Annotated in this window: 11 protein-coding genes and 1 tRNA gene; 6 read left to right on the forward strand and 6 right to left on the reverse strand. The window is 54.0% G+C overall.

The features are described 5' to 3' along the window. The first annotated feature begins 102 nt into the window (after positions 1–102). From ACGHUK_RS07585 to ACGHUK_RS07605, 5 genes are all read left to right on the forward strand, one after another. On the forward strand, positions 103–3,186 hold the full coding sequence (locus ACGHUK_RS07585) for a glycoside hydrolase family 2 TIM barrel-domain containing protein (protein WP_390573926.1): 3,084 nt from the start codon (positions 103–105) through the stop codon (positions 3,184–3,186). 272 nt (positions 3,187–3,458) lie between these two features. After that, on the forward strand, positions 3,459–3,614 hold the full coding sequence (locus ACGHUK_RS07590) for a hypothetical protein (protein ID WP_390508988.1): 156 nt from the start codon (positions 3,459–3,461) through the stop codon (positions 3,612–3,614). A 760-nt stretch (positions 3,615–4,374) separates the two neighbouring features. After that, positions 4,375–4,593: a hypothetical protein gene (locus ACGHUK_RS07595; RefSeq protein ID WP_080545308.1), complete on the forward strand. Its 219-nt coding sequence runs from the start codon at positions 4,375–4,377 to the stop codon at positions 4,591–4,593. A 183-nt stretch (positions 4,594–4,776) separates the two neighbouring features. Beyond that, a complete protein-coding gene (locus ACGHUK_RS07600; protein ID WP_112120869.1) occupies positions 4,777–5,241 on the forward strand; it encodes a hypothetical protein in 465 nt (154 codons plus the stop codon). Between the two features lie 83 nt (positions 5,242–5,324). After that, positions 5,325–6,962: a recombinase family protein gene (locus ACGHUK_RS07605; RefSeq protein WP_227624611.1), complete on the forward strand. Its 1,638-nt coding sequence runs from the start codon at positions 5,325–5,327 to the stop codon at positions 6,960–6,962. Positions 6,963–7,082: 120 nt separating this feature from the next. On the opposite strand, the gene ACGHUK_RS07610 is transcribed toward ACGHUK_RS07605, so the two are convergent. Then, positions 7,083–7,835 carry a carboxymuconolactone decarboxylase family protein gene (locus ACGHUK_RS07610; RefSeq protein WP_390573929.1) on the reverse strand — a complete coding sequence of 251 codons (753 nt, stop codon included), beginning with the start codon at positions 7,833–7,835 and terminating at the stop codon, positions 7,083–7,085. Next, entirely contained in the window at positions 7,835–8,374 is a 540-nt protein-coding gene (locus ACGHUK_RS07615) for a flavodoxin family protein (protein WP_390573931.1), read from the reverse strand. The genes ACGHUK_RS07610 and ACGHUK_RS07615 overlap by 1 nt, the downstream gene beginning before the upstream one ends. 117 nt (positions 8,375–8,491) lie before the next feature. Between ACGHUK_RS07615 and ACGHUK_RS07620 the strand changes: the two genes are divergently transcribed. Further along, the gene (locus ACGHUK_RS07620) at positions 8,492–8,959 is read left to right on the forward strand and encodes a MerR family transcriptional regulator (protein ID WP_055190980.1); all 468 of its coding nucleotides are present in this window, start codon (positions 8,492–8,494) and stop codon (positions 8,957–8,959) included. A 38-nt stretch (positions 8,960–8,997) separates the two neighbouring features. Here ACGHUK_RS07620 and ACGHUK_RS07625 read toward each other — a convergent pair whose 3' ends face one another. From ACGHUK_RS07625 to uvrB, 4 genes are all read right to left on the reverse strand, one after another. Further along, on the reverse strand, positions 8,998–9,249 hold the full coding sequence (locus ACGHUK_RS07625) for a DUF6061 family protein (RefSeq protein WP_371292843.1): 252 nt from the start codon (positions 9,247–9,249) through the stop codon (positions 8,998–9,000). 243 nt (positions 9,250–9,492) lie between these two features. After that, positions 9,493–9,570 (reverse strand) — tRNA-Pro (locus ACGHUK_RS07630). Positions 9,571–9,705: 135 nt separating this feature from the next. Continuing rightward, positions 9,706–12,570: an excinuclease ABC subunit UvrA gene (gene uvrA / locus ACGHUK_RS07635; RefSeq protein WP_097777693.1), complete on the reverse strand. Its 2,865-nt coding sequence runs from the start codon at positions 12,568–12,570 to the stop codon at positions 9,706–9,708. Continuing rightward, positions 12,557–14,614 carry an excinuclease ABC subunit UvrB gene (gene uvrB, locus ACGHUK_RS07640; protein ID WP_097775443.1) on the reverse strand — a complete coding sequence of 686 codons (2,058 nt, stop codon included), beginning with the start codon at positions 14,612–14,614 and terminating at the stop codon, positions 12,557–12,559. The genes uvrA and uvrB overlap by 14 nt, the downstream gene beginning before the upstream one ends. Positions 14,615–14,721: the final 107 nt, after the last annotated feature.

Consider the following 14,721-nt stretch of genomic DNA (forward strand, 5'->3'; position numbering starts at 1 on the left):
ATCATTTCTCCTTCATCTGCTGTTCCCCGGAGGAATCCAGCGATTCCTCCGGGGAGGCTGGAGAAATATTATAAAATTATAAAAGGTAAATGAGGAAATACTATGGCTGCATTTGATTTTGCAAAAGTAAAAGACCCCACCTTTTTCAAGGAAAACGTGCTGAATGCTCATGCAAGTTTCCGTACTTACGCTTCCCGCGAAGAATATCGGACAGGCTCCTCTTCTTTGGCGATGAAGCTGGACGGTATCTGGAAATTCGCCTACGCAAAGAACTACACCAGTGCCATCCCCGGCTTTGAAAAGACAGATTACGATTGCAGCGGCTGGGATGACATTCATGTTCCGGCACACATCCAGATGGAGGGCTACGACATTCCCCAGTACGCGAATATTCAGTATCCGTGGGATGGCCGTGAAGAAGTACAGCCGGGTGAGATCCCGCAGCGGTTCAATCCGGTGGCAAGCTATGTAAAATACTTCGAGCTGCCGGAATCCATGCAGGGCAAGCCCGTCCACATCGAGTTCGAGGGTGTGGAAAGCGGCATGGCTCTTTGGCTGAACGGGTCTTATGTGGGTTACACCGAGGACAGCTTCTCCGCACACGCATTCGACCTGACTCCCTATCTCCAGCCGGGCGTGAACAAACTTGCTGTGCAGGTGTTCAAGTGGACTTCCTCCAGCTGGTGCGAAGATCAGGACTTCTTCCGCTTCTCCGGCATCTTCCGCAGCGTGTGGCTGTACGCCATCCCCACCGTGCATCTGGAAGATATATCCGTCAAAACGCTGTTTGCCGGGGATGATTTTACTCATTCCACGCTGGAAGTTGCATTGCAGGTGGAGGGTAAGGGCGCGGCCCGTCTGACCCTGCGAAGCAGTGAGCTGGAAGTGTTCTCCGAAAAAATCGCACTGAACGGCGGCTCTGCATTGTTCAGCCATGCGGTGGAGAATCCCCACCTGTGGAGTGCAGAGGACCCGGCTCTGTATGAACTGGAAATCGAGCTGCTGGACGATGCAGGCCATCTGGTAGAGGTGACCGGGCAGAAAGTCGGTTTCCGCAAGTTCGAGTTGAAGAACAATCGGATGCTGCTCAACGGCAAGCGCATCGTGTTCAAGGGTGCCAACCGTCATGAGTTCAGCTCCATTACGGGTCGTGCTGTGGGCGTACACACCCATGAGGAACTGCTTCGGGATATCATCACCATGAAGCAGAACAACATCAATGCCATCCGTACCAGCCATTACCAGAATCAGGATGCACTGTACGACCTGTGCGACGAGTATGGTCTGTATCTGATCGCAGAGAACAATCTGGAATCCCATGGCACATGGGACATCCATCAGGCGGGCATTCGCGGCATCGAGGGCGTTTTGCCCAATGATAAGCCGGAGTGGAAAGCTGTCTTGTTTGACCGCATGAATTCCACTTACCAGCGTGACAAAAATCATCCTGCTGTTCTGATCTGGTCTCTGGGCAACGAATCGTTTGGCGGTGAGACCCTGCTCCAGATGGCCGAGATGGTCCGCCGCTTTGATGACACCCGTCTGGTGCATTACGAAGGTGTGGTCAACGATCCCCGCTTCCTCGAAACCACCGATATCGAGAGCCATATGTACAGCACGGTCAAGGACATTAAAGAGTATCTGGCACAGGGCGATAAGCGGCCTTATATCGAGTGCGAATACTCTCATGCTATGGGCAACTCCAACGGTGCTTTATACAAGTACACGGAACTTGCCGACCAGAAGGACTGCGGCTATCAGGGCGGCTTTATCTGGGATTACATCGACCAGTCCATCTGGAAAAAAGACCGCTACGGCAAGTGGTTCCAAGCCTACGGCGGCGATTTCGGTGAGCGTCCTACCGACTATAATTTCAGCGGAAACGGCATTGCCTACGGTGGTGACCGTGCTCCTTCTCCCAAGATGCAGGAGGTCAAGTTCTGCTATCAGAACATCGCCATTTCCATCGACAACTCTGGCTTCGAAGTCTGGAATAAGAACCTGTTCACCTCTACGGATGCTTTCGACTGCATTGCTCTGCTGCACCGTGATGGAAAGCTGTATCAGCAGCAGAAACTGACCAATATTGATGTTGCTCCCGAAGAGCGTTCCAGCTTCCCGCTGCCGTTTATGGTTCCTGCGCTCCCCGGTGAATATGCAGTGACCATCAGCTTCCGTTTGAAGGAGGACACCAGCTGGGCAAAGAAGGGTCACGAAGTCGCCTTTGGACAGGGAGTGATCGCTGTGGTCCGTTCCATTCCCAGCAAGAAGGTCACGCCGTTTACCGTTACGCACGGTACACACAACATCGGTGTCCGGGGTGAGAATTTCGATGTTTTGTTCTCCGATCTGAACGGCGGCCTGACTTCCTACCGCTATGCCGGCAAAGAGATGATTCAGGAGATTCCCCGTCCCAACTTCTGGCGCGCTCCCACCGACAACGACTGCGGCAACAACATGGGCGGCGTTCGCGGTCAGTGGAAGCTGGCAAGCCTGTACGCTACCGCCAAGGGCATCGGCAAGGAGATTCCGTCTGTTCATGGCGGTACCATCCTCCAGAACCCCACCTGCGAGGTGGAAGCCGACAGCGTGGTCGTGACCTATCTCTATAACCTCCAGACCAGCCCCGCAGCAGAGTGCAGCCTGCAGTACCGTGTGTTCGGTGATGGCCGCATCCAGACCACCCTGCACTATGACCCGGTGGAAGGACTTGCAGCAATGCCGGAGTTCGGCGTACTGTTCAAAATCGACGCTGACTACGACACGGTGGAGTGGTACGGAAACGGCCCTGCGGAGACCTACTGGGATCGTCAGCATGGTGCAAAGCTGGGCATTTACCAGAACAAGGTCGTAGACAACATGGCACAGTACCTTGTGCCGCAGGAGTGCGGTGCAAAGACCGCTGTGCGCTGGGCAAAGGTAGTGGACCGCAAGGGTCGCGGGCTGCTGTTTACCGCGGATGCCGCAAAGCCCATGTTCTTCTCTGCGCTGCCCTACACTCCCCATGAAATGGAGAGTGCCAAGCATCCCTACGAGCTGCCCCCGGTCCATTACACGGTGATTCGTGCTATGGGCGAGCAGATGGGCGTTGGCGGCGATGACAGCTGGGGTGCCAATGTCCACCCGGAGTATATTCCTGATGTAACCAAGCCTGTGGAGTTCACCTTTACGTTCCGTGGCATCTGATGATTGCCCGCAAATGATGTGTTCTCTGTGAAAAAAGCGAAAGATCAGCCTGAATCTGAACCAGCCGAACTAGCATCCCTTGTTGGAGAGCGGATCAGAAAGATCCGCAAAGAAGAGGGGTTAAGCCTAGAGCTTTTTGCTTTAAGCCATCAATGAGCCACCAGCCGCAAGTGCAGGGCGGAAACTATCCGCGCCCCTGCGCCTGATAAAAATTGGAACTTTGATTTTCTCGCCCGACTTTGCCACGGTGGGACGATCAAAGGAGCGTGCGTTTGAACAAAAAGAAAAAGTCCACAAATACTTCCCCTTATCCCGATGAAGTCTTTGACCGTCTGGCGCGGGCATTCTACCCGGCCATCCTTGCCTGCTGGAACAGCGAGGAAGGACAGCGGTCACTTGTCGGGGCGGAGGCTCCTCCATCTTGCTAACGCAAGACCGTTCGGTCGCTTAAAAGCCCCACTTGGGCTTTCATTGCTCCGCTGCGCTGCGCAAACGCGAGCTTGCCTATGGCGGGCAAAGCAGGCTCATCATGCAAACAACGAAAAACAGGAAGTTCCCATTGGGGAACTCCCTGTTGTACATATCGCTATCGTCTGTGGCTTTTGGCAGGGTGCGTCCGGGTGCTGGGTATTCGTAAAACAGTTTTCGAGAAATGACACGGCAACTGCCTGTCAGGATTGGTTACGAGTACCCGGCTAGGCCGAGGAAGCATCAAGTCCCATGTCCGCACCGTCAAGGTATTGGATATGGGACTTTTTGCATTTCAGGAACGTATACACCTCTGGAAAGGTGTAACACACTAGACTTTGTACCAAAGTCGTGTGCCAAGGGTGCTGCGCCCCTTTGGAATCCCTGCTTACATCGCCTGTGGGCGATGTAGATTCGCCGCACAGAAAGCTCTCACAAAAGGCACACCCGGCTGTCTGCGGCGAGGAGAAGGCACTTCTGCGGAAGTGTAATAACCCACTATGACACTTTCATCCCTGTGGTCTGCAAAGTGTAGTGGGCTCTCCGAGGGGGAACGGCTGTATAGAGTGCGTTTCGGGCAAATCGCCGCATACGTGTATACGGAAGATGGGTACGCACGTACGCAGTAAATCGGCCAAGTTCTCCCATGTAGAGGGTGTAATTTCGATAAAGAACGTGGTATAATTGACTCAACAAATCGATTTGTGGAGGCGATTATTTATGAAAAAAGAAACCAAGAAATCTATCTTATTCTATGCAGCTTCTGCTCTGTTATATATGGCTTCACTTATTAGCTTCATAAGTGGAAATGATAATTCTATGGCTGTTGTATGGTTGTGTCTTGGTTCATCATTTCTTTGCCTTGGCTCGACGCATCTTTGTTTAGGTTTGTCTCGTAAGAAAAAGGGAAACGACAAAACCGATGCAAGCAATAAATAAATTCCTAGTATATCGCACTCACTCCTAAGCAGGGTTTGGGGCAGGCACGCCCCAACAAGAAGCTGTCCCAAAAGGGCAAGAATTTTCAAGAATTGAAAATTTGTGGCCACGGGACGATTCTTGCTCTCACGAAAACCCATACTTTTTGAAAATCCGCTTTTCGCAGCCAAAGGAGGATGCACCATGAAAAAAGAGATCGAAGCCTTCGTCAACGCAGCCAACGAGCAGGAGTTGGAAGCCGCATGGAATAACCTCTCGGCAGAGGAACAGCGAGTTTTCGAGCAGCTCATGGAGGAAGAACCACCCGAAGATGCATTGGCATTTTTCGCACAGCTGTATGATGATGCCCCGAAAGAGCAGACCAGCGAGACTGTGAACATCTCCGAAAATGAAATCTATTTCAAGCGGAAGCCCTTGACCGAAGAGCAGAAGAAACACAGCTCTTATGTGGACGAGAACGGCAACCTCCATGTCAAGAACCTGTCCGCTTTCTGGATTCCAGAACTGACCACCACGGAGAAAGTCGGTCACACCACCTACACCGTGACCGGCAGCTATGAGGGCAAGGAGTCCTTTTTGAAGAAGCTGGAGCGCATTGTTGCCAAGAACGCCCAGCAAAAATTTGAAGATGAGGGTGCAGACGAATGACAACTGCGTCCAATTCTGCTATACTTGACCCGGTAACCAATCCTGTACCGACAGTTGCTCCACAGAGTAAGGAGGACACAACAATGTCTGGAGCAACGAATAAAATCACCGCACTTTACTGCCGACTGTCGCAAGAGGACGCACGGCTCGGCGAAAGCCTGTCCATTGAGAACCAGAAGGCTATTCTTCTGGAATACGCTAAGAAGAATCACTTTCCGAACCCGGTGTTCTTTGTGGATGATGGCTACTCCGGCACGAACTATGACCGTCCCGGCTTCCAGAGTATGCTGACCGAGATTGAAGCGGGACATATAGGAATCGTTATCACAAAGGATTTGTCCCGACTGGGGCGCAATTCCGCCTTGACTGGTCTGTACACCAACTTTACCTTTCCCCAGTATGGCGTTCGCTACATTGCCATTAACGACAACTATGACACCATTGACCCGAACAGCATAAACAACGATTTTGCAGGCATTAAGAACTGGTTCAACGAGTTTTACGCCCGCGATACCAGCCGCAAGATTCGGGCCGTTCAGAAGGCCAAGGGAGAGCGTGGAGTACCGCTGACGGTCAATGTGCCGTACGGCTATGTGAAAGACCCGGAGAACCCGAAACATTGGCTTGTTGATCCGGAAGCGGCTGCGGTCGTGAAGCGCATCTTCTCCATGTGCATGGAAGGCCGTGGCCCGACCCAAATTGCAAACCAACTGTGGGTGGACAAAGTTCTGACTCCTACCGCCTACAAGTTGAGCCATGGCCGGAGTACAAACGCACCTGCCCCGGAAGACCCTTATCGCTGGGATAAAAGAGCAGTAAGTTTGATTCTGGAACGCCGGGAGTACACTGGCTGCACAGTCAACTTCAAGACCTATACTAACTCTATCTGGGATAAAAAGAAACATCTGAATCCTGTGAAAAATCAGGCTATCTTCTCGGATACACATGAGCGCATTATCGACGATGATGTGTTTGAAAAGGTTCAGAAGATTCGTAATCAGCGTCACCGCATGACCCGGACAGGCAAGAGCAGCATTTTCTCCGGTATGGTCTACTGTGCTGACTGCGGTTCCAAGATGCAATATGGTTCGTCCAATAACAGGGACTTCAGTCAAGACTTCTTTGATTGCTCTCTGCACAAGAAGAACGGGAGCAGGTGCAAGGGACACTTCATCCGGGTAAAGGTTCTGGAAGGCCGTGTGCTGAACCATATCCAGCAGGTGACAGACTACATCCTTTGCCATGAAGACTACTTCCGCAAGGTCATGGAGGAACAGCTTCGGGTGGAAAGCAGCGAAAAGCTGACTGTCCTGAAGAAGCAGCTTGCCCGAAATGAGAAGCGAATCGCAGATCTCAAACGGCTGTTCATGAAAATCTACGAGGACAACGCCAGTGGAAAGCTGAGCGATGCCCGCTTCGACATGATGAGCCAGAGTTACGATGCCGAGCAGAAGCAGCTGGAAGAGGACGGCCTCTCTATCCAACAGGAAATCGAAGTACAGGAACAGCAAATTGAGAATATTGAAAAGTTCGTCCAGAAAGCGCACAAGTACGTCCATATTGAAGAACTCACCCCCTATGCTCTCCGTGAACTGGTGTCGGCTATCTATGTGGATGCCCCGGATAAGTCCAGCGGAAAGCGGGTGCAGCACATCCATATCAAGTACGATGGGCTGGGGTACATCCCTCTGGATGAACTGGAAGCAAAAGAAAAGGCATGACCGAAGTCACGCCAAATCTTCCCCATTTAGGGAACTTTTGCAAATACTGTTTTATGGGAACTCTGCTGGTGGACGCACCCTGTTTTTGTTTCATCGTGGTTGGGTGTACGTCAAAACGCATCACCGCAACTCCTTATAGGTTTCTTCCGGCACCGGCTCGCACCACTCGTTAGAGGTGTCTTCGCCGGGCACTTCCACTGCCAGATGAGAGAACCAGCAATCGGGTGCAGCACCGTGCCAGTGCTTGACCTCCGGGGGAATGTTCACCACATCGCCCGGATGCAGCTCCTGCGGAGCTTTGCCCCATTCCTGATAGTAGCCCCGGCCTGCCACGCAGACAAGGATCTGCCCACCGCCCTTTGCGGCATGGTGGATGTGCCAGTTGTTCCGGCAGCCCGGCTCAAAGGTGACATTGTAAATGCCAACCTGTGCGGTGGACAGGGGGGCCAGATAGCTTTTTCCGCTGAAATATTGTGCAAAACCGTCGTTGGATGCACCGATGGGGAACACCATTTCACTCTGGTGCTTTGCCTTGGCATCCTCTGCAGCGTCCTCTGCCCAGACTTCCTTGGCCATGCGGAAAGCCGCCCACGCTTTGGGCCAACCTACATAAAACGCCGCATGGGTCAGGATCTCTGCAATCTCAGTCCGGGTAATACCGTTGTTTTTCGCTGCCGTCAGGTGATACCGAAACGAGGAGTCCGTCAGTCCCTGCGCCATCAGTGCCACCACCGTCACAAGGCTGCGGTCCCGGAGGGAGAGTTTATCCTCTCGGCTCCACACCTGCCCGAATAGTACCTCATCGTTAAGTTCTGCAAATTTTGGCGCAAATTCGCCCAGAGCATCCCGCCCTGCGGTCTGTTTTACTGCCATTATACGCTCCTCCCCATCTCGTAAGCCTGTGCCATGGCAGGCGTACCGCACACTGCACCCGGCTCGTAAACACCACCTGCTACAAGGACGCCTTTTTCCACGGCACCTTCCACACAGTCTGCATAGCCCCGGAAGCAGGTCAGCGTAGTGTCCGCAGAGGCTTTTTCCTCGTCTGCCATGGTGGTGATGTAGTAGAATTCCTTGTCTTTGACCTCAAGCCACCGTGCCACGGTACGGTCGATTACTGTCTTCAACTGGGCACTGATGGAGTAGAAGTATACCGGGCTTGCCAGCACAATGACATCGGCATCGATCATCTTTTGCAGGATGTCTGCCATATCATCCTTGTGGACGCAGGCTCCACCGTGGGTGCTGCAGTAGTAGCAGCCGGAACAGGGAGCCGCCTTTTTCTCAGCGATCCGGATCTTTTCTGCTTTGTGCCCGGCATCCTGTGCTCCACGCAGAAATTCATCGCATAGAATATCAGAGTTACCGCCCTTCCGGGGACTGCCAGACAAAATCAATACCTTCTTGCTCATAGGAACCTCCTTGACAGCAGAGTGCATCCGCATTATGATGTTGATAAAGTTTGATTTTATCATACAACTTAAAGCGCACTTTAAGTCAAGGGCTTTTTGAAAAAACGGAGGTTTCAGATGATCTATACCGTAGGTGAAATGGCACAAAAGCTGGGCGTACCTGCCTCCACCCTGCGCTACTACGACAAAGAAGGGTTACTTCCCTTTGTGGAGCGTTCCTCCGGCGGCATTCGGATGTTCCGGGAAAACGACTTCGAGTGGCTGCAGGTCATCCGTTGCATGAAAAAAGCCGGAATGTCCATCAAGGATATCCGGCAGTATATTGAGCTTTCCATGCAGGGAGACGACACCATTGACACCCGGCTGGAAATGTTCCGGCATCAGCGCGAGGTGCTCACCCAGCAAATCCAGCAGTTACAGCACACACTAGAAACTGTGGAATACAAGTGCTGGTTCTATGAAGCCGCCAAAGCCGCTGGGACAGTGGATGTCCCCGGTGCGATGACCGATGCGGACGTGCCGGAGCAGTTCCGTGCCATCCGACAGGAGCTGCGGGGACAGAAGATGCCGAATGGCGAAAAATAAGAAATGCCGTTCCAGTTGCTTTTGGAACGGCATTTTTCTTAATCTTCTAACCCATGGCTCCCGGTTACGTTTTTCAAGTATCCCTCCGGGTCACCCTTCAGAATCAAATCAGCATAGCCCAGTGGGTCATTATAGATGAGATAGTCCAATTCCGACCTCTGCGCCATGGTCACATTCAACGCATCCTCGACCCCGGTGCAGTCGATGGAAATTTTTCTTCCATCCCGGAGCAGCAGTTCCACGCACCCGGTGTCCATGTTGAATTTGCAAGCTCTTTCATCGTACTTCATGTTCATGTCCTCCTGAAATCATATTGTGGCTTATGTCGGTCAATCTATGATTTCGGATTTCATCTTCCACGGACACCTGCATGGAACTTGTCGGGGCAAAGCCCCTCCATCTGCTAACGCAGACCGTTCCGTCGCTTAAAAGCCCCACTGGGGCTTTCATTGCTTCGCAAACGCTAATTTTCCGAAGAAAACAAATAATCCGAACCCATCTCCTATTGGAAACAAGTTCGGATTATTTTTGTTTGGTCCGAGTGGCGAGAATCGAACTCACGGCCTCTTGAACCCCATTCAAGCGCGCTACCAAAACTGCGCTACACCCGGATATCGACCGCCGCTTCCCTACCGAAGCGTGGCGACATGAGATATTATACTCAGATACAGCAGTTTTGTCAACAGATTTTTACAATTTTCTTTGCTTTTTTCGTAAAAAGTCTGATTTTTGCGAAAGTACGCGCTTTATTTATTTTGCTCTTTTTCTTGCAGGAGCTTGTCTTTTTCCAAAAGCGGTTTCAGATACTGGCCGGTAAAGCTGCCCGGCACCTCTGCCACCTGTTCCGGCGTGCCTTCGGCCACGATCTCGCCGCCTGCGCTGCCGCCTTCAGGGCCAAGGTCAATGATATGGTCGGCGCACTTGATAAGATCCAGATTGTGCTCGATGACAATAACCGTGTTGCCCGCATCTACCAGCTTCTGCAGCACCTCGATCAGGCGGTGCACATCTGCAATATGCAGGCCGGTAGTAGGCTCGTCCAGAATATACACGGTCTTGCCAGTGCTACGGCGGGCCAACTCATTGGCCAGCTTCACGCGCTGTGCTTCGCCGCCGGAAAGGGTAGTGGCGCTCTGGCCCAGTGTTACATAACCAAGACCCACGTCCAACAGGGTCTGCAGCTTGCGGGCGATCTTGGGCTGGTTAGAAAAGAATACCACTGCTTCCTCCACGGTCATGTTCAGCACATCGGAGATGGTCTTTTCCTTATACTTCACTTCCAGCGTTTCGCGGTTGTAACGCGCACCCTTGCATACCTCGCAGGGCACGTACACATCCGGCAGGAAGTGCATCTCGATCTGCAGAATACCGTTGCCCTCACAGGCTTCGCAGCGGCCGCCCTTGACATTAAAACTGAAACGCCCCGGGCCGTAGCCGCGCATTTTGGCATCCTGTGTCTGGGAGAATACCGTGCGGATATCATTGAACACACCGGTATAAGTGGCCGGATTGGAGCGCGGCGTACGGCCAATGGGCTGCTGGTCGATACCGATGACCTTATCCACAAATTCCAGCCCTTCTACCCCATCGCATTTGCCTGCGCGGGAACGCGCACCGTTCAGCTCGCAGGCAAGCGTCTTATACAGAATTTCGTTGATGAGGCTGGACTTGCCGGAGCCGGAAATGCCGGTAACGCAGATAAACTCTCCCAGCGGGAATTTCACGTCGATATTGCGCAGGTTATTTTCCCGTGCACCCCGTACAGTAAGGTAATTGCCGTTGCCGGTGCGGCGGGTCTGCGGTACGGCAATGCGTTTGCGGCCGGAGAGATAATCGCCGGTGATACTGCGCTTTGCCTTGCAGATGTCCTTCACGCTGCCAGCGGCTACGATCTCACCGCCATGCACGCCTGCGCCCGGGCCTACATCCACGATATAATCCGCGCTGCGCATGGTATCTTCATCGTGCTCTACCACGATCACCGTATTGCCGAGGTCGCGGAGATTTTTCAGGGTGGCAATGAGCTTGTCGTTATCGCGCTGATGCAAGCCGATGGACGGCTCGTCCAGCACATAGAGCACGCCGGAAAGCGCACTGCCGATTTGAGTGGTCAGGCGGATGCGCTGGCTCTCGCCGCCGGAAAGAGTGCCTGCTGAGCGGGCCAGCGTGAGATAATCCAGACCCACGCTCTGCAAAAACTGCAGGCGGTTCCGGATCTCCTTCATGATCTGGCCGCCGATCTGCTTCTGCTTTTCGGTCAGGTTCGGTTCGTTCTCAGCAATGAATTTCAGCTCGTCCCGGATGGACATTTCGCAGAAATCACTGATGTTCTTATCCCCGATGGTCACAGCCAGCACCACGGGTTTCAGGCGCTTGCCGTGGCAGTCCGGGCACTCCACGCCGGACATGAAGCTGCCGATTTCTTCCTTCATCCACTCGCTGTTGGTCTCGCGGAAGCGGCGCTCAAGGTTCTCCACGATGCCCTCGAAGGTATTATAATACACACCGCTGCCGAACTCATTCGTGCGGTGCATCTCAATTTTTTCGCCATTGGTTCCGTACAGCAACGCATTGACCGCTTCGGTGCTCATCTCTTTGATGGGCGTATCCAGCGTAAATCCGTACTTTTTGCCAAGGCCAAGGTAATACATTTCGGATACAGACCCCTCGGCATAGTACCAGCCGCTGGCCTTGATGGCACCCTCACGGATGGAAAGGTTCCGGTTGGGCAGGATGCGTTCCTCGTCCACCCGCATAAAAGTGCCAAGGCCGGTACACTTTTCGCAGGCTCCCAGCGGGTTATTGAAGGAGAAGAGCCGCGGCGACAGGTCGCTGATGGAAATGCCGTGCTCCGGGCAGGCAAAGTTCTGGCTGAAGGTCATACAATCGCCGCCGATCACGTCCACTTCGGCGATGCCGCCGGTAAGCGCCAGCGCGGTTTCCAGCGAATCTGCCAGACGGCCCCGGATGCCCTTGCGCATGGCAAGGCGGTCCACCACGATCTCCACCGTATGCTTGATGTTCTTTTCCAGCTTGATCTCTTCGTCAAGATCATACAGGTTGCCGTCGATTTTCACACGAGCATAGCCACCGCGGCGGGCAGCATCCAGCTCTTTCTGCTGGGTGCCTTTGCGCTGGCGCACCACAGGAGCCAGCACCTGAAACTTCGTACCTTCGTCCAGTTTGAGCACCGCGTCCACCATTTCGTCCACGGTCTGCTGGCTGATCACCCGCCCGCACACCGGGCAGTGGGGCACGCCCACGCGGGCGTACAGAAGTCGCAGATAATCGTAGATCTCCGTCACGGTGCCCACGGTGGAACGCGGGTTGTGGCTGGTGGTTTTCTGGTCGATGGAAATTGCCGGTGACAGACCGGTGATCTCATCCACATCGGGCTTGTCCATGCGGCCCAAAAACATGCGTGCGTAGCTGGAAAGGCTTTCCACATAGCGGCGCTGGCCGTCGGCATAGATGGTGTCGAACGCAAGGCTCGACTTGCCCGAACCGGAAAGGCCGGTCATGACGATCAGCTTTTCCCTCGGGAGGGTCAGGTTAACATTTTTCAGGTTGTGCTCGCGGGCACCTTTGATGACGATTTTATCGTTTGCCAAGGTATTTTCTCCCTTTTCGTTGTGTCTGTGAATGATTCTGTTTGCGCTCCGTTTCTGCCGCAGAGTCCACCGTCGGGTTCTCGCCCCGGCGCAGTCGGTCGATCTGGTCACGCAGGAAGGCCGCGTGTTCAAACTCCAGCAGCTTCGCCGCTTCCTTCATCTCACGGGTCAGGCGCTCGATGGCGGCCTCCCGCTCCATCCTGCCCATGCGGCGGGTGTTCAGCTTAGCGTTCTCCGCTTTATCGCTGATCTCGATGCTGTCTGCAATGGCCTTGACGATGGTTTTTGGCACGATGCCATGTTCTTTATTGTAGGCCATCTGGATGGCGCGGCGGCGCTCGGTCTCGGTGATGGCGCGGTCCATGCTGTCGGTGACGACATCCGCGTACATAATGACAAGGCCCTCGGCATTGCGGGCCGCGCGGCCAATGGTCTGGATCAGGCTGGTCTCGCTGCGCAGAAAGCCCTCTTTGTCGGCATCCAGAATGGCCACAAGGCTCACCTCGGGCAGGTCAAGACCCTCGCGCAGCAGGTTGATGCCCACCACAACATCAATGGAGCCAAGGCGCAGGTCCTTGATGATCTCCATGCGCTCGAAGGTGTCCACCTCGTGGTGCATATACTTGACCTTGATGCCCTGTTCGGTAAGGTAGTCGGTCAGGTCTTCGGCCATTTTCTTGGTCAGGGTGGTCACGAGAACGCGCTCGTGCCGCTGGATGCGGGTATTGATCTCGCCCAACAGATCCACCACCTGCCCTTCCACCGGGCGCACCGAAATGAGCGGGTCCAAAAGGCCGGTGGGCCGGATGACCTGCTGCGCCACCTGCGTGCTGTTCTGCCGCTCGTAGTCGCCGGGCGTAGCCGAAACGAAGATCATCTGGTTCAGCTTGGACTCCACCTCCTCGAACTTGAGTGGGCGGTTATCGAAAGCGGACGGCAGGCGGAAGCCGTACTCCACCAGCGTTTTTTTGCGGGCATAGTCGCCGCCGTACATGGCGCGCACCTGCGGCAGGGTAACATGGCTCTCGTCCACAAACAGCAGAAAATCATCCGGGAAATAATCCAGCAGAGTGGTGGGCATACTGCCCGGCGCACGGCCCGAAAGCACCGCCGAATAGTTCTCGATGCCTTTGCACATGCCAACCTCGTTGAGCATCTCAATGTCGTAATTGGTGCGCTGGGCAATGCGCTGCGCCTCGATCAGCTTGCCCTCGGCGGTGAACTGCTTCACCTGTGCGTCGCACTCGGCGCGGATCTTTTCCAGTGCTGCGGCCTTCTTCTCGGCGCTGACGATATAGTGGCTGGCCGGGAAGATGGCTACATGCTTGACTACATTCTGTTTGGCCCCGGTGAGAGGGTTGAACTCCGTGATGCGGTCGATCTCGTCCCCAAAAAATTCCACACGGATGGCAAGCTCGCTCATATAGGCAAGGTAGATGTCCACGATATCGCCGTGCACACGGAACTTATTGCGCACAAAATTCACGTCGTTGCGCTCATACTGCAGAGTGACCAGCTTCTGACACAGCGCATCGCGCTCCATCTGCATGCCGGGGCGCAGGCTGATGACCATGCTGCGGTAGTCGATGGGGTCGCCCAGCGAGTAGATGCAGGAAACCGATGCTACAATGATCACGTCCCGCCGCTCCGAAAGTGCCGCCGTGGCCGAGTGGCGCAGACGGTCGATCTCGTCATTGATGGCGCTGTCCTTTTCAATATAGGTGTCCGTGCTGGGGATATAGGCTTCCGGCTGGTAGTAATCGTAGTAGGAGACGAAATACTCCACCGCGTTGTTGGGGAAAAACGACCGGAACTCGGTGCACAGCTGGGCCGCCAGCGTTTTGTTGTGGGCCAGAACCAGCGTGGGCCGGTTGCATTTTGCAATAACATTTGCCATGGTAAAGGTCTTGCCGCTGCCGGTAACACCCAGCAGGGTCTGGCAGCGGTCGCCCCGCTCCACGCCTTTCACCAGTGTTTCAATGGCCTGCGGCTGGTCGCCGGTGGGCTGGTAAGAGGATACCAGTTCAAATTTTTCGTCTGCCATCTTCCCTCTCCTCTCCGGCCCTCGCGCAAAGAACCACAATCAGTTGTATTTTACGGTTTGATTATAGCACACCAGTTTTATAATGTAAACACTTTTTTGTTGTTTCA

The organism is Faecalibacterium sp. i25-0019-C1 (assembly GCF_042854225.1).
In the GTDB taxonomy this organism is placed as follows: Bacteria; Bacillota; Clostridia; order Oscillospirales; family Ruminococcaceae; genus Faecalibacterium; species Faecalibacterium taiwanense.